Genomic DNA, 23760 nt, shown 5'->3' on the forward strand with positions numbered 1-23760 from the left:
GCGCCTTTAGAGATTTCTCCCCATGAACGACCTCCTCAACCTGCAAGGCTACGGCCCCATGCTGGCCCAGGGCGCCTGGATGACGCTCAAACTGGCGTTCCTCGCGCTGGCCCTGAGCCTCACCCTCGGTCTGCTCGCCGCCGGTGCCAAGCTGTCCCGCGCCAACTGGCTGCGGGTGCCGGCCACGCTGTACACCACGCTGATCCGCAGCGTGCCGGACCTGGTGCTGATCCTGCTGATTTTCTACAGCCTGCAACTGTGGCTCAACGACCTGACCGAAAGCTTTGGCTGGGCCTATTTTGAAATCGACCCGTTTACCGCCGGGGTGATTACCCTTGGGTTTATCTACGGCGCATATTTCACCGAAAACTTCCGTGGCGCGATCCTCAGTGTGCCGGTCGGCCAACTGGAAGCCGCTACTGCCTATGGCCTGAGCCGCTGGCAGCGGTTTCACCTGGTGCTCTTCCCGCAGTTGATGCGCTTCGCACTGCCGGGCCTGGGCAATAACTGGCTGGTGCTGCTCAAGTCCACGGCGCTGGTGTCGATCATCGGCCTGTCGGACCTGGTCAAGGCCGCGCAAAACGCTGGCAAGACCACCAACGAGCCGCTGTACTTCCTGATCCTCGCCGGCCTGGTCTACCTGGTGATCACCACCCTCTCCAACCGCATCTTCAAGCGCCTCGAACGGCGCTACAACCTCGGCATCAAGGGGATGGCGCGATGATCGAACTGTTCCAGCAATACGGCCTGGCCTACTTGTTCAGTGATGGCGCGGGCTTGTCCGGCGTGGCCATGACGCTTTGGCTGTTCATCATTTCGGTGGTGGTGGGTTTCGTTCTGTCGATTCCCCTGGCTTTGGCTCGGGTCTCGGAGCACTTCTGGCTGCGCTGGCCGGTGGAGGTCTACACCTACCTGTTTCGCGGCACGCCGCTGTATATCCAACTGCTGATTTGCTACACCGGGCTGTACAGCCTGGACGTGGTACAGGACAACGCACTGCTCAATCAGTTTTTCCGCAACGCGCTGAACTGCACCTTGCTGGCCTTTGTGCTGAACACCTGCGCCTACACCGTGGAAATTTTCGCCGGAGCCATCCGCAATATCCCCCACGGCGAGATCGAAGCCGCCCGCGCCTATGGCCTGCACGGCTGGCGCTTGAACCTGTTTGTGGTGGTGCCTGCCGCGTTGCGCCGTGCGTTGCCGGCCTACAGCAATGAAATGATCCTGATGCTGCACGCCACGTCGCTGGCGTTCACCGCCACCGTCGCCGATATCCTCAAAGTGGCCCGCGACGCCAATGCCGAGACGTTCCTGACGTTCCAGGCCTTCGGCATCGCCGCCCTGTTGTACATGTTGCTGTCCTTTGCACTGGTGGGCCTGTTTCGACTGGCCGAACGTCGCTGGATGCGTTTTCTTGTTCCTACCCGAGGCTAACCCATGAATCAGTCCGCGCAGGCCCTGGCCACTTATCCTGTTGACGAACCCACTGCCAACACCGCAACCGCTGCGATCAAGCTGCAAGTTGAAGGCATTCATAAACGCTACGGCGAGCACGAGGTGCTCAAAGGGGTTTCGCTCAACGCCCGCCAAGGCGATGTAATCAGCCTGATTGGCGCCAGTGGCTCAGGCAAAAGTACGATGCTGCGCTGCATCAACTTTCTGGAACAGCCCGACGCCGGGGTGATCACCCTGGACGGGATCAGCATCGAAATGCAGCAAGGCCGCGCCGGCACCCGTGCGCCGCATCAAGCGCAATTGCAAAACCTGCGCACGCGCCTGGCCATGGTGTTCCAGCACTTCAACCTGTGGAGCCACATGACCGTGCTGGAAAACATCACCATGGCGCCCCGCCGGGTGTTGGGCGTCAGTGCGGCTGAAGCAGAAAAGCGCGCACGGATGTACCTGGACAAGGTCGGTCTGCCCGGCCGCGTCGCGGATCAATACCCGGCGTTCCTGTCCGGTGGCCAGCAACAGCGCGTGGCGATTGCGCGGGCGTTGGCGATGGAGCCGGAAATCATTCTGTTCGATGAGCCAACGTCCGCACTCGACCCTGAGCTTGTAGGAGAAGTCCTCAAAGTCATACAGACGTTGGCCGAGGAAGGTCGTACCATGCTGATGGTCACCCACGAGATGGGCTTTGCCCGCCAGGTGTCCAGCCAAGTGCTGTTCCTGCACCAGGGCCGGGTCGAGGAACACGGCGGCGCCGAGATCCTCGATCACCCCAAGAGCGAGCGCTTGCAGCAATTTCTTTCCAATCGTTTGAAGTGAAACCCATGGATACCAAGGCCAACGGACCCCATACCTCCCCCGCGCTGGACCGCATCGATGAAGCAATCATCGAAGTGCTGCGCCATCAGGGGCGCATCACCTACGAAAAGCTCTCGTCACTGGTGCACCTCACCCCCAGACCCTGCCTGGAGCGAGTGCGCAAGCTGGAGCGCCGCGGGGTGATCCGTGGGTATGGGGCGATCATCGATGTGCAGATGGTCTCGCCAGGGCTGTCGTTGCTGGTGCTGGTGGCCTTGTCCAACCAAAGCGGGCGCTCGGCGCAAAAGGCCTTCGAAGCCTGCGTCAAGGCCTGTCCCCAGGTGTTCGAATGCCAATTGATCAGTGGGCCGTTTGACTACAGCCTGCGCATGCGTTGCCGGGACATGGAGCATTACCGGGTGCTGACGGAGACCTGGTTGAACAATGATGAGTTGCACATCGATAAGTTGGTGGCGCACCCGGAGTTGGCAGTGGTTAAAAACACCGCGACCGAACTGACCTGACGCCACTCCCCTAACACCGGAGATCCCATATGGGAGGGGGCTTGCCCCCGATGGCCATGGGTATCTACACAACTCTTGAAGGCTGATACATAACTCTGTGTTCAGCGGGCGTGTCCCGCTCACCACAACAGCCCATTTGCCATAGATTCAGCATCCACTGGAAATTGTGTAGATACCCATTCCCCACTTTCAACCGTGCCTGCTCGAAATCCGTTTTCCCGGCTTAGTGCCAACCAACTTCGCCTGCCCATCCTTCTGTTTGCCCGTACGCGCCTCGCTGATCAACCCCGGTATCAACTTGCCCTCGGGCAAGTTCTTCCAGAACCGACTCGGCAAGTGCCCTTCCATCACCTTGGGGTTCAACCGCGCCGGATTGAAAATGTGGCTGTAGTAGGTCAACCACATAGCGCTGTGCGGGTCTTCGACATTCTGCGCCAACTGCTGCCATGCCTCGGGGCACTCGCGCTGATGAATCAGCTGTTCACCGTCGTAATACACCCCATCCAGCGGGGTGGCGATCATCCACCGATGTCGCCCCATACGCCCGACAAAGTGCTGGCTGGCCGATTTCAAAATGTCGTGGGCCGGCTCATGCCAGGCCACATATTCCGGCAACTCAGGGCCCGCCTCTGCAGGCAACGCAATGAACCGCACAAACGCATGCAGGTGGTGGGCTTCACGGCTGACCTGCTTGATACGCCGCTGCAATTCGCTGCCCAGCTTGTCCCCCGCCAGCATCGCCGTGCGGTCGCCATGGCTGACGCGCCATAGCACTTCATACAGCAGGCTCCAGCGCTGGTCTCCGTGATAGCAGGCCGCCGACTCCAGCAGCTCGATCAGCGCCTTGGGAATGCGCGCCTGGTAAGGGCCGAGACCTTCAGGGATCGCTTCGTCAGTGGCGAACAGGTCCGCCACTTCGGCCTCGCCCCAGCTCACCTGGCTGGGGTCGACCTGATGGCTGAGCAGCCAGCGGGCTTGCTCGCGCCAGGTGCTGAACAGGTTGTCGCATTCCAGGCTGATCATCCCCACAACCCCATCTGTTGCGGTTGCGGGCGGTCACGCAGTTGTTCGCGCAGCAGCACGCTGGTGCTGTCGGCTTGCTGCGGGTGGTAGTCGCTGGTGATGAAAAACGGCTTGGCCTTGGCCAGCACACAGCGCATGCGCGCCAGGTCTTCGAAGCGGATCTTGCGTTCACGGCGCAGGTCCACCAGGCGTTGCGTGGTGCGCAGGCCGATGCCGGGGATGCGTGCGATCAGGGTCGGTTCGGCGCGATTGAGGTCGAGGGGAAACACCTCCCGATGCTCCAGGGCCCAGGCCAGCTTGGGGTCGATATCCAGCGCCAGATGGCCGGGGCCTTCAAATAATTCATTGGCACTGAAGCCGTAGCTGCGCAGCAGGAAATCCGCCTGGTACAAACGGTGCTCGCGCATCAAGGGCGGCGCGGCGAGGGGCACGCTTTTCGGGCTGTTGGGGATGGGGCTGAACGCCGAGTAATACACACGGCGCAGCTTGAAGTTGCCATACAGCGCCTCGGCGCCGTGAAGGATGGTGCTGTCATCGGTGTCGTCGGCGCCGACGATCATCTGCGTGCTCTGCCCGGCCGGGGCGAAACGCGGGGCGCGGGGTTCGTTGAGCACCGTCTGCTCGCCGGTGTAGATGGTCTGCATGGCCTGCTTGATCGTGACGATCTGTTTTTCCGGCGCCAGGGTGTTCAGGCTGGCCTCGGTGGGCAGTTCGATGTTCACGCTCAGCCGGTCGGCATAGCGCCCGGCCTCGGCGATAAGCGCCGGGTCGGCGTCGGGGATGGTCTTGAGGTGGATATAGCCGCGAAAGTCATGCTCTTCACGCAGCAGTTTCGCCACCCGCACCAGTTGCTCCATGGTGTAGTCGGACGAACGGATGATGCCGGAGCTGAGGAACAGCCCGCTGACGCAATTGCGCTTGTAGAAGTCCAGGGTCAGGGTGACCACCTCCTCCGGGCTGAAACGCGCGCGGGGTACGTCGCTGGAGCGGCGATTGACGCAGTATTGGCAGTCGTAGAGACAGAAGTTGGTGAGCAGCACCTTGAGCAGCGACACGCAGCGGCCGTCGGGCGTATAGCTGTGGCAGATGCCCATGCCATCAGTGGAGCCCAGCCCCGCCTTGCCCTCCGAACTGCGCTTGGGCGCGCCACTGCTGGCGCACGAAGCGTCATACTTGGCGGCGTCGGCGAGGATGCTGAGTTTTTCGATCAACTGCATGGAGGGCTACCGATACTGGTTTTTTGTACAGTATCAGGCGACCCTCCGGGTCACAAGTGCAGCCTGTCAGCTGGCAGTGGCCAGCAGCAGGTCCTTCACCGAACGCCCCTTGCCTCGGCTGCGGTCGTTTTCGTACAACGATGCGGCAATTTCATCGGCACGAATCGGCAGAATCGACAGCAAGGTGTCGCTCAAACCATGGCTGGCCTGGCTGAAGCCCTGGATATAGATACCAGCCTTGCAGCGCTCGTCGGTGACGATGCGGTAGTCGCGGGCCACTTCGAAATCGCCCATATACGCTTCCAGAGGTGCCAGCAGTTCGCGGTGCATCTGGCGCTCGTAGCCGGTGGCCAGCACCACGGCGTCGTAATGATTGACGGTGATGTCACCGGTGGCAGAGTTGCGCAGGGTCAATTCGATACCCAGCGGACCGGCCAGCGCTTTTTCCACCACGGTCATGGTGCGGAAGGCGTGACGCGCGATGCCGGAGACTTTCTGGCGGTAGAGAATTCCGTAGATACGCTCGATCAGGTCCAGGTCCACCACCGAGTAATTGGTGTTCTGGTACTCGGCGACAAGACGCTCGCGCTCGGCCCCCACTTGTTGGAACACCAGGTCGGTGAAGGCCGGCGAGAACACCTCGTTGACGAACGGGCTGTCATCGGCGGGCTTGAGCGCCGAACCGCGCAGGATCATGTCGACCTGCACCGACGGGTAGCTGTCATTGAGGTCGATGAAGGCTTCGGCCGCGCTCTGGCCACCGCCGATGATCGCGATGCGCATCGCCTTGCTGTCCACACAGGGTTGTTGCGCCATGCGTGCCAGGTACTGGGAGTGATGGAATACGCGATGGTCGTCCCTGAGCCCCTTGAACGCCTCCGGCACCCGTGGCGTACCACCGGCGCTGACCACGACCGAGCGCGTGGTGCGCACATGCTGCTCGCCGTGGGCGTCGCGGGAAATCACGCGCAGTGCTTCAACCTGCTGCTGATGCAGGATCGGTTCGATCGCGAGCACTTCCTCGCCATAACGGCCCTGGCCCTGGAACTGCGCCGCGACCCAGCGCAGGTAGTCGTTGTACTCCATGCGGCACGGGTAAAAGGTGCCCAGGTTGATGAAGTCGACCAGGCGGTCGTGGGCCTTCAGGTAATTGACGAAGGAGTAAGGGCTGGTGGGGTTGCGCAGGGTCACCAGGTCCTTGAGAAACGAAATCTGCAGTTCGCTCTGGGTCACCAGGGTATTGCCGTGCCAGCGGTAATCGGCCTGCTTGTCGAGAAACAGCGCGTCCAGTTTGCCCTGGGTTTTCTCTCGTTCCTGCAGGGCGATGGCCAGCGCCAGGTTCGATGGGCCAAAACCGATACCGATAAGGTCGTGAACCGCGGGCGAAGCAATTGCCTGTGTCATTCCAGTGTCCTCTGGATAAGCCCCTTGGCGATGGGGCAGGAATACCTTCAAGACCTGTACAACAGGTCATGTGTTGATAGGAAACGAGGACAGTGAAATAAAATTTAACTGATCAGCGATCAGTGTGCTTCCCACTCGCGCATCCGCACCCGGCAGTGCTTCATGGCGTTGACGATATGTTTTTCCACAAGGGCGCGGGAAATACCGAGGCGCTCGGCAATCTGCAGGTGGGTCATGCCGTCGAGCTTGCGCAGCAGGAAGCTGTCGCGACAGGCTTTCGGCAACTCGGCCAGGGCACGCTCAAGCAGCTCCAGGCGCTGGTCCTGGTCGTGGCTGGCGTGGGGGGAACCGGGGGAAAAGCGTTCTTCGCTGTCGAGTATTTCCAGCGGTTCGTACTGGCGCAGCACATTGCGCCGATGGCCGTCGATCACCAGGTTCAGCGCGGTGCGGTACAAAAACGCGCGGGGCTGGTCGATGGGGACGGCGCTAGATCGTTCCAGTACCCGAACGTAAGCGTCATGCACCACATCTTCGGCCACCTGACGGTTGCCCAGCTTGGCGTTGAGGAAACACACCAGCTCGCGATAGTAGTTTTCCAACATGACTCCCGACCGCCGCAGAAGGGCGATATCCGTTCCTTGAGTACCTGAAAAATGACAACCCACTGCGTAATGGCAGTTTGGGTGCGTGCAATTTATAGTAATTCTCATCTACTTTTAAACAAGTCTTGCGCCATCGGTCGTTTTTTTTACCCGGCAGACGTGTTTCACGGTGTGTAACAGCCTAAATCCCCACGTGTTTCTCTCGTTTAACTGTCAGCTCTGCGCAACTGCGCTCCGAACTTTCCTGGCTGGAACCTAAGCATGAAACGCCCTCGACCTGCCCGACGCGCCCTGCTAGTTGTGGCGTGCCTGATTCCCGTCATCGCCGTCGCCGCCTGGCAGGTCCTGCCGCCCGGCCGTGACACACTGACTACCGTCACCGTGACCCGCGGCAATATCGAAAACAGCGTGACGGCCCTGGGCACCTTGCAGCCGCGTCGTTACGTGGACGTGGGCGCCCAGGCGTCCGGGCAAATCCGCAAGATCCACGTTGAAGCCGGCGATCAGGTGCAGGAAGGCCAATTGCTGGTAGAGATCGATCCCTCGACGCAAAAAGCCAAGCTCGATGCCAGCCGCTACGCCATCGAAAACCTCAAGGCGCAGTTGCAGGAACAGAAGGCCCTGCACGAACTGGCGCGCCAGAAGTACCAGCGCCAGCAGCGCCTGGTCGCGGGCAACGCCACCCGCGAGGAAGATGTGCAAACCGCCAAGGCCGAACTGAGCGCCACCCAGGCCCGTGTCGATATGTTCCAGGCGCAGATCCTCCAGGCCCAGGCCAGCCTGCGCAGTGACGAAGCGGAGCTGGGCTATACACGCATCTACGCGCCGATGACCGGCACCGTGGTCGCCGTCGACGCACGGGTCGGCCAGACCCTCAATGCCCAGCAGCAGACGCCGTTGATCCTGCGCATCGCCAAGTTGTCGCCGATGACCGTGTGGGCCGAAGTCTCGGAGGCCGACATCGGCCACGTCAAACCCGGCATGACGGCCTACTTCACCACACTGAGCGGCGGCAACCGCCGCTGGGCCAGCACCGTGCGGCAGATCCTGCCGATCCCGCCCAAGCCGCTCAATGAAACCCAGGGCAGCGGCAGTCCCAACAGCTCCAGCAAAAGCGGCACCGGCCGCGTGGTGCTGTACACCGTACTGCTGGATGTGGACAACGGCGACAACGCATTGATGGCCGAAATGACCACCCAGGTGTTTTTTGTCGCAGGACAGGTCAAGGACGCCCTCACCGCGCCGGTTGCCGCCCTGCTGGGCACCAGCAACGCCGATAAGCAGATCGCCCGCGTGGTGATGGAGAACGGCCGCATCGAGGAACGCGAGGTGCAACTGGGCATCAGTGATCGTCTGCGGGTCCAGGTGCTCGGCGGCCTGAGCGAAGGCGACCACCTGTTGATCGGCCCGGCTGCTGGCAGTGGGGGTTGAGGTGACCACGCCCCTGATCGAACTCAAGAACATCCGCAAGTCCTACGGCGGTGGCGACAGCCCGCAGGTGGACGTGTTGCGCGGCATCGACCTGTCGATCCATGCCGGGGAATTCGTCGCCATCGTCGGCGCTTCCGGCTCCGGCAAGTCCACGCTGATGAACATCCTCGGCTGCCTCGATCGCCCCACGGTGGGGGACTACCTGTTCGCCGGGGAAAACGTCGCTCACCTGGACAGTGACGAACTGGCCTGGCTGCGCCGCGAAGCCTTTGGTTTTGTGTTTCAGGGCTATCACTTGATCCCCTCGGGTTCGGCCCAGGAGAACGTCGAGATGCCGGCGATCTACGCCGGTATCAGCGCGGCCGAGCGCCACGCCCGAGCCAACGCGCTGCTGACCCGCCTGGGCCTGGCCGAGCGTACCGGCAACCGTCCCCATCAACTGTCCGGCGGTCAGCAGCAGCGGGTATCCATCGCCCGCGCGCTGATGAACGGCGGCCACATCATTCTCGCCGACGAACCTACTGGCGCCCTCGACAGCCATAGCGGCGCCGAGGTAATGACCCTGCTGGACGAGCTGGCCAGCCAGGGCCACGTGGTGATCCTGATCACCCACGACCGCGAAGTCGCAGCACGGGCCAACCGCATCATCGAGATCCGGGATGGCCTGATCATCAGCGACTCGGCCGACGACAATGCTACCGCCCCGCCCGCCGCCAACGGCGCCCTGCAAGCCGTGGACCTGCGTCAACGCCTGATCGACGGCGCCGAGCATAACGGCGCGTGGAGAGCCGAAGTGCTGGACGCTGTGCAAGCCGCCTGGCGCGTGATGTGGATAAACCGTTTCCGCACCGCACTGACCTTGCTGGGGATCATCATCGGCGTGGCATCCGTGGTGGTGATGCTCGCCGTCGGCGAAGGCAGCAAGCGCCAGGTCATGGCGCAGATGGGCGCGTTCGGTTCCAACATTCTCTATCTGAGCGGCGCGTCGCCCAACCCACGCGCGCCACTGGGCGTGGTCACCCTCAATGACGTCCAGGCACTGGCCGCGCTGCCGCAGGTCAAGCGCATCATGCCGGTCAATGGCAGCAAGGCGGGTGTGCGCTATGGCAACGTCGATTACATGGCGTATGTGGGCGGCAACGACACCAATTTTCCGGACATTTTCAACTGGCCGGTGGTCGAGGGCAGTTACTTCACCACCGCCGACGAGCGCAGCGGGGCCACGGTCGCCGTGATCGGCCACCGTATCCGCGAAAAGCTGTTCAAGGGCCAGGTCAATCCGATCGGGCAATACATCTTGATCGAGAACGTACCGTTCCAGGTGATCGGCGTGCTGGCGGAAAAAGGCGCCGCCTCCGGCGACAAGGACAGTGACGACCGCATCGCCATCCCCTACACCGCCGCCAGCGTGCGTTTGTTTGGCAGCTACGACCCCGAATACGTGGTGATCGCCGCCGCCGACGCGGGCAGGGTCCACGACGCCGAAGTGGCCATCGACCAACTGATGCAGAAGCTGCACAACGGCACACACGACTACGAGTTGACCAACAACGCCGCAATGATCCAGGCCGAGGCCCGGACCCAGAACACCCTGTCGCTGATGCTTGGCTCGATTGCGGCGATTTCCTTGCTGGTGGGCGGCATCGGCGTGATGAACATCATGCTGATGACCGTGCGCGAGCGCACCCGTGAAATCGGCATCCGCATGGCCACCGGTGCACGCCAACGCGACATCCTGCGCCAGTTCCTGACCGAGGCGGTGATGCTTTCGGTGGTCGGCGGCCTGTGCGGCATTGCCCTGGCGCTGCTGGTGGGCGGCGTATTGGTGCTGGCCAAGGTGGCGGTGCAATTTTCCCTGGTGGCGGTGCTGGGCGCATTTGGTTGCGCGCTGGTCACCGGCGTCGTATTCGGCTTTATGCCGGCCCGTAAAGCTGCCCGGCTCGATCCGGTTAAGGCATTGACCAGTGAATAAACGATCCATCCCCTCGCAGCTGTCCCTGCTCAGCCTGTGCCTGCTGCTCAATGCCTGCGCCGGCGATCCGCCCTCGGTGGACAGCGGCATTGCGCCACCGGCCGCCTGGCAATTCGCCGAGCGCGACGCGGCCCAGGCCACCAACCAGCGCTGGTGGACGCAATTCGGCAGCCCGCAGTTGAACCGGCTGGTCGAGCAGGCCCGGCGTGACAGCGTCGACGTGGCCGCCGCCATGGCCCGCGTGCGCCAGGCCCAGGCCAGCGCGGTGATCGCCGGGGCGCCGCTGTTGCCCGAGGTGAAGTTCGACCTCACCACCAGCCATCAGAAATTGCTGCACGGCCAGGGCGGGCCGGACCTGGACGCTTCGCCGAGCGATGACGCGGTGGACAATTTCGGCGCCAGCCTGGCGGCCAGTTACGAAGTGGACTTCTGGGGTGGACGTGCTGCCGCCCGCGACAGCGCGCTGCAAGGGCTGCGGGCCAGCGAATTCGACCAGGCCACCGTGGAACTGACCTTGCTCAGCAACGTGGCCGACCGCTACGCGCAAACCCTGGCCGCGCGCCAGCGCCAGCAGATCGCCGAGCTGAACCTGGCCAATGCCCGCAACGTGCTCGACCTGGTGCAGACCCGCTATGACGCCGGCTCCGCCACGGCGCTGGAACTGGCCCAACAGAAAAGCCTGGTCGCCAGCCAGCGGCGCCAATTGCCCTTGATTCAGCAACTGGCCGAAGACGCGCAGATCACCCTCGCGGCGCTTCTCGGCCAGCCGGTGCAAAACCTGGACCTGGGTGCAGAGCCCTTCCAGGCCATGACGTGGCCAACCATCGGCGCCGGCATGCCCAGCCAGTTGCTCAGCCGCCGACCCGATATTGCCAAGGCCGAGGCCGAGCTGGCAGCCGCGCAGGCGAATGTCACCGTGGCCCGAGCGGCCATGCTGCCAGCCCTGACCCTCGGCGCCACAGTGGGCTCCGACGCCTACAAGGCCGTGGACATCCTGCGCAGCCCCTACTACACGCTGACGGCCGGCCTGGTGGGGCCGATCTTCAACAACGGCCGTTTAAGCGCCGAGCGCGACAAGGCCCGAGCACGCCAGGATGAGCTGCTGTACGCCTACCGCGGTGCGATCATCAACGGTTTTGCCGATGTGGAAAAAACCCTCAGCAGCATCACGCGGCTGGACCAGCAGCGTCATTGGCAAACGGATGAATTGCAGCAGGCCCAGGCTGCCTTCCAAATCGCCGAAAGCCGCTACCAGGCCGGCGCCGAGGACTTGCTCACGGTGCTCGAAACCCAACGCACGCTGTACGCTGCCCAGGACCTGAACGTGCAACTGCGCCTGGCGCGCCTGCAGGCCAGCATTGCGTTGTACAAGGCACTGGGTGGCGGTTGGAAAACCGATATCCGATAAACAAAACTCCAGTTTCCTACGCAACCCACGTTCTTCCCCTACATTCCTCGAACCAAGGTCCTTGGTAAAAAAGCCGTTATCACACGGCTGCCCAGGACCTCTTGATGACGATTGCAAAACACCTCGCGTGTGGCTGTCTGTGCTTGATGGTAAACATTGGCCATACCGCATCACTGATCCAACCCACCGCCATCGATTGGCTGCTGGACTGCCCCCTCCCCGCCCTCGAACGGCTGGACCCCAACGTGGTGTCACGCACCCAGTGCGGCGTCGTGACCGTACCGCGCAACTACGCCGCGCCTCGGCAAGGCACCCTGCGCCTGCACCTGACCCGCGTCGGCGCCCGCGAGCCGTTGAGCCGCGAGGGAGTGGTGTTCACCCAGGCCGGCGATACCGCGCCCAACAACCAGGGCACCTTCGTGATTCACCTGGCCACCCGCTGGGAATCCTATGCCACACAAGCGTATCGCAAGCTGGTCAACCGTTATGACGTCATCGAGCTCAGCCCTCGTGACCTCAGCCAACAGAACGGCGTAGAACACGCCGCACGGGACATGGAGTTCGTACGTGCCCAACTGGGGGATGCACAACTGCTCTATCTGGGTAACGCCGATGGCACGCGGTTGGGCAGCCGTTACGGTGCGCTGTATCCAGAGCGTGTCGCACGCATGGTGCTGCTCAACGCTGAACACAGCACGACAGCTGCATCCCAGGTCGAACAACTGCGTCTCAAGGATCCCGCAAGACCGGACGCCGGCGGCTGCATCAACCGCTGGGTGGGCGACTTCCTGGCGTATGGCAGACAGCCGCCACGGTCAACTCGCTGTCTTGACCCAGACGGTTGGGAGTAGCGCGTCGATGGAGTCGCCTGCCAATCCCCGCTTCTGCGTGATCAGTTCTACAATGCCCCCATTCATCCCCAGGGGTCTTCATGGACATCGAACTGGCACGCACCTTTCTCGAAATCACCCGTTGCGGCAGCCTGGCGGCGGCCGCTGAGAAACTTCACGTCACCCAGACCGCCATCACCGCACGGGTCAAAAGCCTGGAAAGCCAACTGGGCAGTACGCTGTTTATCCGCAACCGCGCCGGCGCACGCCTGACCGCCGACGGCGAGGCCTTCGTGGTGTATGCCAACCAGTTGCTGCAAACCTGGGAAGCCGCGCGGCGTGACCTGCCGTTGCCCGATGGCTATCGCAATGTGCTGCACATCGGCGGTGAGGTCAGCCTGTGCAACCCGTTGATGCTCGGGTGGGCCAAGGCGCTGCGCGAACACATTCCGGGCCACGCGCTGCGCACCGAAGTGCGTGAAGGCGACCACCTGTTGCGCCAGCTGGAACTGGGCGTGCTCGACGCGGCGCTGGTGTTCCAGCCGCAATACTGGCCGGGGTTGCAGGTGGAACAGGTACTGGAAGAAAAACTGATCCTGGTGCAATTGGTCAGCAAGCCGGCGCCGTACGTCTACATCGACTGGGGGCCGGGCTTTCGCCAGCAACACGACGCCGCCCTGCCCGACAAGGCCCGGGCTGCGGTGAGCTTCAACCTGGGGCCGTTGGCCTTGCAGTACATCCTCGAAAATGGCGGCGCTGGCTATTTCCGCACGCGGGTAGTGCAAAGCTACTTGGACAGCGGTGTGATGCAGCGTGTGTCCAAGGCGCCGGAGTTCAGCTTCCCGACCTTCCTGGTGTATTCAAGGGCGCGGGATTCGGCGGTGTTGCAGCAGGCATTGGCGTTACTGCGCGATGTGGTCAAGGCCGAAGGTGACTGGTCACAACGCTGGGATCCACTGATGTGAAACGGGCAGTGAACTAGCGCGATCCTGAAGCCGGGCTAAGCTCAGTCACCACCCAAAACCGCTATGAGCCCCAACGACAATCAGGAATCGTCATGAGTACCCGTCCAAAAAAACTGCGCCATCTGCTGTTTGTGTTGCTGCTGGCGGTGGTCGCCTTTTTGCTGCTGATGCCGACCAAGGTACAACCGGTGAACTGGGCGCCGCCCAAAGCGCCATCGATGAAAGAAGGCCCTTTCGCCGAGAACCAACGCCTCAAGGGCGTGCAGAAAATCGGCGCCCAGGACATCGCCGGGCCGGAGGCGTTGCTGTTGGATGCCCAGGGTTTTCTCATCAGCGGCCTGCAGGATGGGCGCATCATCCGCACCTCCCCCGACAGCCGCAACCTTGAGGTACTCGCCAATACGGGCGGACGCCCGCTGGGCCTGGCGTTGCACCCGGATGGGCGCTTGATCATTGCCGATGGCGTGAAAGGTCTGCTCGCACTGGATGCCAACCGCCAACTCACCTCCCTGAGCACCGGCGCCGATGGCGTGCCCTTCGGTTTTACCGATGACGTCATCGTGGACGCCAGTGGCCGCTATGCCTATTTCAGCGACGCATCGAGCCGCTGGGGGTATGGCCAGGATGGCGAAGCCGTGATCGAGCATGGCGGTGATGGTCGGCTGCTGCGTTACGACTTCAGCAATGGCCGCACCGAGGTGTTGCTCGACCAACTGCAATTTGCCAATGGCGTCGCCCTGGGCCCGGACGAACGCTACGTACTGGTGAATGAAACCGGCGCCTATCGCATCAGCCGCTACTGGCTCAAAGGCGAACGCGCCGGCAGCCACGACCTGTTTATCGACAACCTGCCAGGCCTGCCGGACAACCTGAGTTTCAACGGCCAGGACCGCTTCTGGGTGGCGCTCTATTCACCGCGCAATCCATTGCTGGACAGCTTTGCCGGCTACCCGCTGCTGCGCAAAGTGATGGTGCGTGCACTGATGGTCGTGCCCAAGCCCATCGAGCGCAAAGCCTTTGTGCTGGGGTTGGATACCAACGGCAAGGTCATCGCCAATTTGCAGGATGGCAGCGCAGGCAACTACTCACCGATTACCACCGCGCGGGAGTATGGCGACTGGTTGTACCTGGGCTCGTTGAAGAGCACGAGCATGGCGCGCTTGCCGTTGCAACTGGCGTTGGCGCCGGAGTGAAGGACGGGCAGCCTGAGCTCTATCTGAAGCATGGAGATCCAATGTGGGACCTCGAATCCGCCTTAATACCCCGTCATCTCCAGATACCCCACCCCGCCCTCAAACCGCACCGGCCCTTCCCAATACGGAATCCCCAGGTTCATCCAGGCATTCGGGTTGACGGCTTCGGTGGTGATATCCAGCTGTTTGCGAGGAATTTTCAGCGACCAGCGCGTAGGAATGTTGCGCCCATCAATGGCCGTGCTTTCCAGCGGGGCGAGTTGGATATCGGCGTTGTGCAACGTCTCGGTACGTCCCTGGGCGTCGATCCAGGTGCCGGTGAGATAACCGCCGCCGTCCTTCTGGCGTACGCGAAACAGCATCAGTTGCGCGCCCCGATCCAGGTGCAGGGAGAACCAGTCCCAACCGGTCTGGTTGGCGCTCAGGGGTTGGCTGCTCCATTCGCGGTCGAGCCAGGCCGGGCCGGTGACTTGATAGGTGTTGCCGTCAATGCGCACACTGCCCTCGGCAGTGAAGAACGGCTGACTGTAGTAATACGACGCCTGGCCCTGGTCGGATTTGCGGCTGTAGCCGTTGTCGCCTTGCAACACCAGCGGCCGACTGGCGGTGAGGCGCAGGTCGTAGGCGAAGTGCGCATCGCTGGCCTTGAGTTGCATATCCGCCAATGCACCGACTGCGCCAGGACGGCTGGCAAAGTTCCAATCGTCGATCCACGCAGTGAACGGCGCGGCCTGGGCACCGGCCTGGCCAACGCCGCCACGGGCTAGACGTTCGGCGGCGTAATGGCGGTTGGCAGAGGTGACGGCGGCATGGCCGAGCCACACCGTCGAATCCTGCCAGCCGGCCTGGGTCGGCCCGGCTTTCAACGCGTTGCGAAACAGCGTCCATTGCACGCCGAACACATTGCCCTCGGCATCCTTGAGGTTGGCGGTAACGTACCACCACTCGATGCGAAAGCCGTCATGGGGGCCGTGGTCCTCGGGAAAGCTGAACGCCTTGCCGGGCACCACTTGGGCAAAGTCCGCTGCATCGCTGCCCAGGCCTGCGAAGCTCTCCTGGGGTGCGGGGACTTTGTCACAGGCCGCCAGCAGCCATAACGCGCAGATCAACGCCTTAATCTTCATGGGCAAAGGTCCGAAGCAAATCCGCCGGGCGGCTGCGGTACAACTGCCACAGCGGCAAGGCCGATGCTAACAATGTGGCCAGCATCGCCAGCCCGAGTAATTGTGCGAGCTGCCACGGGAACACCTGCAACGGTAGCCGCCAGCCAAAGGCCTGCACGTTGATCACCGCGTCCAGGCACCACGCCAGCAGCACCCCCAGCGGCAACGCCAGCATCAGGGTGAGCACCGCCAGCAGCCAGGTCTGGCCCAGGTTCAGCAGCATCAATTGTCGCCGTGTCACGCCCAGCGCCCACAGCGGAGCGAGTTGGCCGAGGCGGCTCTGGCTCTGGGTCAGCAGGCTGATGAACAGCGCCACGCCGGCCACGCCCAGGGTCAGGCTGTTGAGGGCGGCGGTCGCGGCGAAGGTGCGTTCGAACACCTGGCTTGACCAGCCCTTGAGTTGCTGTTGATCGACGATACGGCTGTCGTCCAGGGCAAATTCGCGCTGCACTTCGCGCACCAGTGACGCCACATCGGGCGGCGCGACGCGCAGGTTGAAACGCGCCGGCGAGAGGGTCGGCCAGTGCGCCAGCAGGTGCGCGGAATTGACCAGGATATGCCCCTTGGGATTACCGTAATCGGCGTAGATCCCCACCACCCTGGGCGACCATGCACCTTGCGGCGTGGGGATATTGAGCGAATCCCCGAGCCTGACTGACAACCTGCGCGCCAACTGCTCGCTGAGCATCAAAGTGTCGTCACCCAGCAGTTGGTCCCAGGGCTCAGCGACAGCCTCCAACAACGGCCAATGCTGACGATAGGTCGGATCATCGACCACCCCGAACACATCCGCCGGCCAACCCTGCACTTGCACCGCGACCTGCCAGGTCGGCAACACCCTCTGTACCAGCGATTGGTGCGCCAGCCAGGTGCTGAGCTGATCCGCCTGGGCCGGGGTTTGTGGGTTGAGGTACAGCTCGGCCGTCAGGCGTTGCTCCAGCCAATGATTGAAGGTGTGGCGAAAGCCTGACGTCATGGAGCCCGCGCCGATGTTAGCGGCCAGGGCCAGCAGCAACGCCATCAACGCCAGGCTCAAGGCCGGCAATTGTTGGCGACAATCGGCGAGAAACCATTGGCCCAGTACCGAACGGCTGCGCCCCAGCACGGCCTTGAGCAGCCCGTTGAGCAGCACCGGCAAGCCCAGGGCAGCGCCGAGCAGTAACGCCGCCATCAATATAAAACCAGACGCCAGGCTGTCGCCCAGCCAAAGCGCCAACAGCGCGATCAGCAATGCGGTTGCTGCGACCCAGCCCTGGCGCCGTAACCAACGGCCATGGGCTTCGTGCCAGGCCTGGGCGTTGGCCAGCGCCAGCAACGGCAGGCGCGCCGCCCGCCACACGCTGCTGGCGCCGGCAAGCAAGGCGCCCAACAGGCTCAAGCCGAGCCCCGCCAACCACCACCCCGGGCTCAGGCTTAACTGTCCCGGTACTTCGGCGCCATATAACCCCCTCAGGCTGACAGCCACATCCGGCAGCAACAGGCTGGCCAGCAGGTAGCCGCTGGCAACGCCCAGCACACCGCCCAGCAGCGACAACGCGCCCAACTCCACCCCAAGCCCGAGGATCAACAAACGCGCACTGACCCCGCAGGCACGCAAGGTGCGCAACAGTGCGCGTCGTTGCTCCAGGGCCAGGCCGATGGCCGCGTGCACGATAAACAGCCCCACCACAAAGGACAGGAAGCCCAGCGCATCCAGGTTCAAGTGAAAGCTTTCGGTAAGGCGCGCCAGGTTGTTGTCCTCGCCCTGCCTGAGTTGCAGCCCGGCGGGTGGTGTGGGATGCCCGGCGGCGAAGGCCTTGTCCAACAGCAGGCGTGATAGTTGCCCAGGCATTTCCAGCAGGGGTTGAGCAAAGCCGATATCGGTGAGTAACAGGCCGGGCGCCATGTCCGGCTGCGCTTGCAAGGGCGGCAGGCGTTGCCCGTTCTGCGCCAGGGGTTGCTGCCCTTCGAGCAGCCCCAGGGCCTGCAAGGTTTGCGGCGCGATCCAGGTCCGCCCCGGCGGTTCAAAGAAGGCAAGCATCTGCGCCTGGCTCAAGCGCTGCCCCGCTACCGCACCGCTGCCGGGCAGCGACAGCGGATCAATGCCCATCAATTGCAGGCGCACGTCCTCATGCCCCTTGAGCTGCAAACGCCCCTGCACCACCGGCGACACCGGCCAACCGGCGCGGCGCAATTGGGCGAACAGCGCTTGCGGAAAACTGGCCGCGTCCGGCGCACTGAGGCTGGCCTGGGGTTCGCCGCCGATCAACTGGCTGGCGCGGGCATAACTGTCGCGCGCCTGAGTATTGAGGGCCTGCACGCCGGTCAGGAGTGCGGTGGCCAGCCACAAGCCGGTAAGCACGCTGAAGAACTGCACCGGATGGCGCCGCCAATGGCTGAGCAACGCGCGCAGTGTCCAATAAAACACCGCCATGTCAGCGCGCATCCGCCGGCAGGACGCGGCCGTGATGCAACACCACCTGCTGGTCCAGCCGCGCCGCAATGCGTGGGCTGTGCGTGACCATCAACAGGCTGGTGGGGCTGTCACGCAACAGGTCCAGCAGCAGTTGCAGCACCTCGTCGCTGGTGGCTTCGTCGAGGTTGCCGGTGGGTTCGTCAGCCAGCAGCAAACCCGGCCGTGACGCCAAGGCCCGACCTACCGCGACCCGCTGTTGCTGGCCGCCCGAGAGCTGTTCCGGATAGCGCTTGAGCAAGTCGCCCAGGCCCAGGCGTTCGACCAACTGCGCCTGCCAGCGCGGATCAAAGCGCCCCGCCAGGCGGGCCTGGAACGCCAGGTTGTCGTCAACGCGCAAACTGCCGATGAGGTTGAACTGCTGGAATACCAGGCCGATTTCAGTGCGCCGCCAGTGGGCCAGTTGCGGCTCGCTCATCTGGTCGAGACGCTGCTCACCCACCTGGATACTGCCGCGATCCAGCCGATCAAGCCCCGCCACCAGATGCAACAAGGTGCTCTTGCCGCTGCCCGACTCGCCCATCAACGCCAGGCTGCTGCGTGGGGCCAGGTGCAAATCCACACCGGCCAGCACCACCAATGGGCCTTGAGGGGTCGTGTAGCTTTTGAAGACACCTTGCACCTGCAACATGGGAGCACTCGATTGATGGGCGGCCATCGAGAATAACGGCTGCGCCATTGGGCCACGCAAATTTTTCACATGGATTTCACCGGTTGCCCACTCGCAGCCCTCTAAATTGCCGGTTATGCGCCACGCGTCGGCCACTTGATCAGTGGCCACGCCTGACAGTTTTTAACCGCCGCATGTTCAGCGAAAAGACAGCAGCCCTGTGACAGCCTCCTGCTTCACTGCGGCTATTCGCCAACAAGTTGCGCCTAATTAATACAACATTGCCAACAGTGTCCAAGGTGAATGAAGTGGTAGACATTACCCTGACCAAACCACGCTCGCCCCGGGCTTTTTTCAAGCGCCTGCAACGTCTGTGGCTTGGCATTGCCGTGATCACTGCGCTGCTCGCTTGCAGCCTGCTCTGGCCGGCTTCGCCACGGGATCTCGGCGTGGGCAACCGCCTGCTGACCTCCCAGGTCATGCCGCTGTGGCGCGACGGCGACGTGATCGTGCTGGTGCGTCATGAAGAGCGCTGCGACCGCTCGACCAACCCGTGCCTGGGGCCGGTCGAAGGCCTGACAATCAACGGCAGCCAACAGGCGGAAAAACTCGGCAGCGCCTTTAAATGGTTGGGCATGGACGGCAGTGACGTGCTCGCCAGCCCGGCCATTCGTACCGCCCAGACCTTGCGCTTCATGTTCGGTAAAAACGAGCTGACCTCCGGACAGCAAGCCGTCTGCGGCGCAGCCATGGGTGAGGAATTGCTCAGCCACAAGCAGCCGGGGCGCAACCTGGTATTTGTGACGCACAGCGGCTGCATCGCCGACTTCGAAAAATCCCAGGGCTTCCCCCGTGCGGCATTTCCCGAGTACGGCAGCGCCCTGTTCGTGCAAGTGTTGCCGAACGGTAAATTCAAGACCCTGGGCCTCATGAACAATCCGGACTGGCCGGCTGCGCTCAACCATCTCTGATGTGATTGCCTGTGTTCAGCAACAAGACAGCCCTGTTCTGGCATGTTTAGTTGCGCCTTTGAATTAAGCCCCCCATGACTCTCTCCTGTTACTTAGTGACCGCTGTGACCGTTTGCACCATGACCTCATTACTTAAAACCCCTGGCTTTAAACGTCAAGGAGCGACGTTTTCATGACCCGTTCAAATCCCCTGTATCTGCTGTTGCTTGCCTTCGCCGCGTTCTATCTATTGCCCTTGGGCCTGCACGGCCTGTGGACCCCGGATGAAACCCGCTACGCCCAGATCAGCCAGGAAATGCTGCAGTCCGGTAACTGGGTGGCGCCGCACTTCATGGGCGTGCGCTATTTCGAAAAACCCGCCGCCGGGTATTGGCTGATTGCCCTTGGTCAAGCGGTGTTCGGCCAGAATCTGTTCGGCGTACGCATCGCCTCAGCCCTGGCCAGCGGCTTGAGCGTGATGCTGGCCTACCTGATCGCTCGCCGCCTGTGGAACGACCCGCGTAAAAGCGTCGCCTGTGCCCTGCTTTACCTGAGTTTTGGCCTGGTGGCGGGGCAAGCGGGATATTCCAATCTGGATCCGCAATTCACCCTCTGGGTCAACCTGAGCCTGGTTGCGCTGTGGTTTGCCCTCGACAGCAGCAACCTGCGTGGACGCCTGACGGCCTGGGCGGTGTTGGGATTTGCCTGTGCCATGGGCTTCATGACCAAGGGTTTCCTGGCGTGGGCGCTGCCCGTATTGATTGCCGTGCCCTATATGCTCTGGCAACGGCGCCTTGGTGAGCTGCTGCGTTATGGCCCGCTGGCGGTGGGCGTGGCGGTGCTGGTGTGCCTACCCTGGGTCCTGGCAATCCATAGCCAGGAACCGGACTTCTGGCGCTTCTTTTTCTGGAATGAACACATTCGCCGCTTCAGCGCCGACAACGCGCAACACGTGCGGCCCTGGTGGTTCTTCCTGCCGATCATCGCCGTGTCGTGCCTGCCCTGGGCCGGGCTGCTTCCCAGCACCCTGCGCCAGGCCTGGCAGCAAATACGCCAGCCGGCTATCGGTTTCCTGGCCTTGTGGCTGCTGCTGCCCCTGGGCTTTTTCAGCCTGAGCAACGGCAAGCTGCCGACCTACATCATGCCGTGCCTGTTGCCCCTGGCATTGCTGATGGGACACACCTTGAGCGACCTGCTGCGCAACGGCCACCCACGCGCGCTCAGGCTCAATGGTCTGCTCAACCTGGTGATCGGCATGGCGGCCATGCTCGGCCTGCTCTACCTGCAAATCGCCCGGCCGCTGTACGGCAACAGCCTCGCCGAGATGTTCAGCCTGTCCCTGGCCTTCATCGTGTTACTGGTGTGGATCCTCACCAACCTGCTGCAAGCCGTGCGCCCGCTCACGCTATGGGCGCTGCCGGCCGTGGGCATCGGCGTGCTGGTGATCCTGCTGCCAGCGAGCATGCCGGCGCAGATCGCCGATAACGAAATGCCCGACCAGTTCGTGCTGGAACACCTGGACGCGTTGCAACACACCCACGCCCTGCTGAGCAACGAACTGGGCAGCGCCAGCGCCCTGGCCTGGCGCCTGCAACGCACCGACGTGGCGCTGTATGGCACCGAAGGCGAACTGCGCTACGGCTTGCAGTTCGCCGATGCAGGCCAACGTAAAGTCGATCTGGATCAAGTACAGGCCTGGCTCGCCGAGGCGCGCCAGCACGGCTCGGTGGGCGTGCTGATGCGGGTCGACAGCACCAGCGAAATGCGCGAGGCCGGGCAGTTGCCGCTTGGGGGTAAGCGTTATTCCAAGGGGTATTTGCAGCTGATTCTGTATCCGCAGTTGCCTGCTACAGACGTAGACTCGCTGCATAAATAAAAGCCTCGTCCAGACTCTTAGCGCCGTACGCCCGCATAAAACCTTGGGCATCAGTGAAACGATTGAACCGCCGCTGACTGACCATGTAGAAATCATCGCAGTGAGCAACGATCTCATCGACATTATGCGACGAGACCAGTACGGCGACTCCTTCCTCGGCGGCGCCCTCCAGACACTTCCAAATATGATGACGAAACTCAGGATCAACACCCGCGGTAGGCTCATCCAAGATAACCAGATCAGCGTCGGCGCTAAGAAGAGACAACGTAAAAAACCAGCGTTTTTCCCCGTAACTGCACAGAGATGATTTTTTTGTCCATATTTCGCAATACCGATCTGCTATCCCAGGACTCCACTTCTCAATTTTCTCCAGCGCGTGTTGTTTATCAAGCTTACTGTCAGAGCAAAAAAGCATTGTCATCCTGAAAACATCAAACATACGAAACACAGGTGGCGTACTAATCACTTGTGACAAGTAAAGTAACTTCGAAAAAGACCGAACGATTTCACCCGCTTCGATTCTTTTCAAGCCACACACCACATCAAAGAACGTTGTCTTACCAGACCCGTTAGCACCTAACAACCCGCATATTGACCCAGCCTCAACGGTCAGCGTGGCATCTTCAAACAAAGTTTTCCGCGCACACCTGACCTCAAGCGAATTCACAACAAGCCGCTTCATCAATAACGACTCCATACAGGGTTAATAGTTAAAAACCGAAACACAATCCAAAGCGTAACAAAAAACGAAACACCAATAACCAACGCTATGAACCAGCACTCAGCGACACCTACCAACATAATATGGTTAGCCCACCACATAGGATTAATAAAGCTTACTCTTTCGAGAACAGGGCTGGACGTCCCAATGCTGACGATTCCAAGCGCTAACATTGTAAGCGACGCAATGGAAAAAACAGTGCTTGAATTTTGAAAACCCAAGGGGACAAGAGTCAATAAGAGAGCCGGTACCGAAAACAATAAAAAACAAATATAGAACCGTCCAAGGATGCCAAGAAGCTCTTCTACCTCGACCGCACCATTATAGCTGCGGGTCAGCAAATAAAAAACACAACAATATACGAGCGATATTATAGAATAGGCTAAATAATGCCCAAAAAGAAAAATAACTTTATTATCATCCGTATAGACAAAAGACCTCAAAAACCCACTCTCCCTGCGACCAACGATATAAAACGCCAATCCAAACAAGGCAACACTTGAAGCGACGAAGGAATAGAACCACGAGGCACTGGACAAATAGTCATTGGGCGCGTCGTTATTCGCCCCTCTCGAATAAGTTATTAAATAGTAAGTAACCACCGGAGACAACACCGACCAAAACAGCGCAACGGGCTCTTTTAATTGTTCTTTAACGAATAGTGAGGCCAGCAACACAGGCTTAACGAATGAGTAACGATTCATTACACACCTCAGGGAAACGGGACCATTCTATCCTTCCGGGAAACCAGCATCGACAATCACACATATACCAATGCGACGTAGACTCCTCAAAAATTTTGCCATCACTTCATCTCTCCTTTCACACAAGTTGTTCTCAGCCACTTCCCGAAAAGTGACAAAAACAATCTAGTACACGCATTGAGAAAAGCCCAAAAGATAAAAAATTCCGCGTAGGAAAATTAACTACCGCATTTAGGAAGTTTCCCTCACTAATTTCAGAAGTTAAATACTTGCGAGCAACGTCGGCCTCCAACCAACCAAGGATGGGAAGATGTGAACACTTATAGAATTAACAACTTACGAACCACAGATTCGCACTAAAAATCTTTCCTACCCCCGAGGGGGGTTTAAAGATTCAGAGCTTTACCGAGGGAACCAACAAAAACATCCGACAAACGGCCTATATATTCTTATCAGTCGTCCATACCA

21 protein-coding genes are annotated in these 23760 nt (G+C 61.3%); 12 read left to right on the top strand and 9 right to left on the bottom strand.

The window, feature by feature from the left end; genetic code table 11:
* Positions 1–22: 22 nt before the first annotated feature.
* Genes EJD88_RS20700 through EJD88_RS20715 form a run of 4 tightly spaced genes read left to right on the top strand, consistent with a single transcriptional unit; the run spans position 23 to position 2771 of the window.
* The gene (locus tag EJD88_RS20700; protein ID WP_112196037.1) at positions 23–724 is read left to right on the top strand and encodes an ABC transporter permease; all 702 of its coding nucleotides are present in this window, start codon (positions 23–25) and stop codon (positions 722–724) included.
* A complete protein-coding gene (locus EJD88_RS20705; RefSeq protein ID WP_099586601.1) occupies positions 721–1434 on the top strand; it encodes an ABC transporter permease in 714 nt (237 codons plus the stop codon). The genes EJD88_RS20700 and EJD88_RS20705 overlap by 4 nt, the downstream gene beginning before the upstream one ends.
* Before the next feature lie 3 nt (positions 1435–1437).
* Entirely contained in the window at positions 1438–2268 is an 831-nt protein-coding gene (locus EJD88_RS20710; RefSeq protein ID WP_244653863.1) for an ABC transporter ATP-binding protein, read from the top strand.
* Positions 2269–2273: 5 nt separating this feature from the next.
* A complete protein-coding gene (locus tag EJD88_RS20715) occupies positions 2274–2771 on the top strand; it encodes an Lrp/AsnC family transcriptional regulator (RefSeq protein WP_099586600.1) in 498 nt (165 codons plus the stop codon).
* Between the two features lie 189 nt (positions 2772–2960).
* On the opposite strand, the gene EJD88_RS20720 is transcribed toward EJD88_RS20715, so the two are convergent.
* The 4 genes from EJD88_RS20720 to EJD88_RS20735 all read right to left on the bottom strand — a co-directional run bounded on the left by EJD88_RS20720 (position 2961) and on the right by EJD88_RS20735 (position 7017).
* Positions 2961–3794, bottom strand: a complete 834-nt coding sequence (locus tag EJD88_RS20720) for a TIGR03915 family putative DNA repair protein (protein ID WP_112196038.1) — start codon at positions 3792–3794, stop codon at positions 2961–2963.
* Positions 3791–5011 carry a putative DNA modification/repair radical SAM protein gene (locus EJD88_RS20725; RefSeq protein ID WP_099586598.1) on the bottom strand — a complete coding sequence of 407 codons (1221 nt, stop codon included), beginning with the start codon at positions 5009–5011 and terminating at the stop codon, positions 3791–3793. Before EJD88_RS20725 ends, EJD88_RS20720 begins: the two co-directional genes overlap by 4 nt.
* A gap of 66 nt (positions 5012–5077) precedes the next feature.
* Entirely contained in the window at positions 5078–6415 is a 1338-nt protein-coding gene (locus tag EJD88_RS20730; protein WP_099586597.1) for a lysine N(6)-hydroxylase/L-ornithine N(5)-oxygenase family protein, read from the bottom strand.
* A 119-nt stretch (positions 6416–6534) separates the two neighbouring features.
* Positions 6535–7017 carry a sigma-70 family RNA polymerase sigma factor gene (locus EJD88_RS20735; protein ID WP_099586596.1) on the bottom strand — a complete coding sequence of 161 codons (483 nt, stop codon included), beginning with the start codon at positions 7015–7017 and terminating at the stop codon, positions 6535–6537.
* 261 nt (positions 7018–7278) lie between these two features.
* Between EJD88_RS20735 and EJD88_RS20740 the strand changes: the two genes are divergently transcribed.
* The 6 genes from EJD88_RS20740 (at position 7279) to EJD88_RS20765 (ending at position 14816) form a co-directional block, all read left to right on the top strand.
* The gene (locus EJD88_RS20740; protein WP_099586595.1) at positions 7279–8448 is read left to right on the top strand and encodes an efflux RND transporter periplasmic adaptor subunit; all 1170 of its coding nucleotides are present in this window, start codon (positions 7279–7281) and stop codon (positions 8446–8448) included.
* 1 nt (position 8449) lies between these two features.
* Positions 8450–10420, top strand: a complete 1971-nt coding sequence (locus tag EJD88_RS20745) for a MacB family efflux pump subunit (protein WP_112196975.1) — start codon at positions 8450–8452, stop codon at positions 10418–10420.
* Positions 10413–11828 carry an efflux transporter outer membrane subunit gene (locus EJD88_RS20750; RefSeq protein WP_158878899.1) on the top strand — a complete coding sequence of 472 codons (1416 nt, stop codon included), beginning with the start codon at positions 10413–10415 and terminating at the stop codon, positions 11826–11828. The genes EJD88_RS20745 and EJD88_RS20750 overlap by 8 nt, the downstream gene beginning before the upstream one ends.
* A 104-nt stretch (positions 11829–11932) precedes the next feature.
* Positions 11933–12679: an alpha/beta fold hydrolase gene (locus EJD88_RS20755; protein WP_158878900.1), complete on the top strand. Its 747-nt coding sequence runs from the start codon at positions 11933–11935 to the stop codon at positions 12677–12679.
* Positions 12680–12759: 80 nt separating this feature from the next.
* Positions 12760–13623 carry a LysR family transcriptional regulator gene (locus tag EJD88_RS20760; RefSeq protein WP_158878901.1) on the top strand — a complete coding sequence of 288 codons (864 nt, stop codon included), beginning with the start codon at positions 12760–12762 and terminating at the stop codon, positions 13621–13623.
* Between the two features lie 92 nt (positions 13624–13715).
* Positions 13716–14816, top strand: a complete 1101-nt coding sequence (locus EJD88_RS20765) for an SMP-30/gluconolactonase/LRE family protein (protein ID WP_158878902.1) — start codon at positions 13716–13718, stop codon at positions 14814–14816.
* A 62-nt stretch (positions 14817–14878) separates the two neighbouring features.
* On the opposite strand, the gene EJD88_RS20770 is transcribed toward EJD88_RS20765, so the two are convergent.
* Genes EJD88_RS20770 through EJD88_RS20780 form a run of 3 tightly spaced genes read right to left on the bottom strand, consistent with a single transcriptional unit; the run spans position 14879 to position 19062 of the window.
* The gene (locus EJD88_RS20770) at positions 14879–15940 is read right to left on the bottom strand and encodes a lipocalin-like domain-containing protein (protein WP_158878903.1); all 1062 of its coding nucleotides are present in this window, start codon (positions 15938–15940) and stop codon (positions 14879–14881) included.
* Positions 15930–18392 (bottom strand): FtsX-like permease family protein, encoded by a 2463-nt coding sequence (locus EJD88_RS20775; protein ID WP_158878904.1) that lies wholly within the window; start codon positions 18390–18392, stop codon positions 15930–15932. The genes EJD88_RS20770 and EJD88_RS20775 overlap by 11 nt, the downstream gene beginning before the upstream one ends.
* A 1-nt stretch (position 18393) precedes the next feature.
* A complete protein-coding gene (locus EJD88_RS20780) occupies positions 18394–19062 on the bottom strand; it encodes an ABC transporter ATP-binding protein (RefSeq protein WP_158878905.1) in 669 nt (222 codons plus the stop codon).
* A gap of 269 nt (positions 19063–19331) precedes the next feature.
* Here EJD88_RS20780 and EJD88_RS20785 point away from each other — a divergent pair, with 269 nt between their 5' ends.
* The gene (locus tag EJD88_RS20785; RefSeq protein ID WP_158878906.1) at positions 19332–20012 is read left to right on the top strand and encodes a histidine phosphatase family protein; all 681 of its coding nucleotides are present in this window, start codon (positions 19332–19334) and stop codon (positions 20010–20012) included.
* A 172-nt stretch (positions 20013–20184) separates the two neighbouring features.
* Positions 20185–21867 carry a lipid IV(A) 4-amino-4-deoxy-L-arabinosyltransferase gene (arnT, locus tag EJD88_RS20790; RefSeq protein WP_158878907.1) on the top strand — a complete coding sequence of 561 codons (1683 nt, stop codon included), beginning with the start codon at positions 20185–20187 and terminating at the stop codon, positions 21865–21867.
* Here arnT and EJD88_RS20795 read toward each other — a convergent pair.
* Together EJD88_RS20795 and EJD88_RS20800 are read right to left on the bottom strand one after the other, a co-directional pair.
* The gene (locus EJD88_RS20795; protein WP_158878908.1) at positions 21839–22549 is read right to left on the bottom strand and encodes an AAA family ATPase; all 711 of its coding nucleotides are present in this window, start codon (positions 22547–22549) and stop codon (positions 21839–21841) included. The two genes, arnT and EJD88_RS20795, sit on opposite strands and share 29 nt — an antisense overlap.
* A complete protein-coding gene (locus EJD88_RS20800; RefSeq protein ID WP_158878909.1) occupies positions 22549–23292 on the bottom strand; it encodes an ABC transporter permease in 744 nt (247 codons plus the stop codon). The genes EJD88_RS20795 and EJD88_RS20800 overlap by 1 nt, the downstream gene beginning before the upstream one ends.
* Between the last annotated feature and the right edge of the window lie 468 nt (positions 23293–23760).

It is taken from the genome of Pseudomonas sp. PB105, assembly GCF_009764655.1.
Classification (GTDB): domain Bacteria; phylum Pseudomonadota; class Gammaproteobacteria; order Pseudomonadales; family Pseudomonadaceae; genus Aquipseudomonas; species Aquipseudomonas cyclaminis.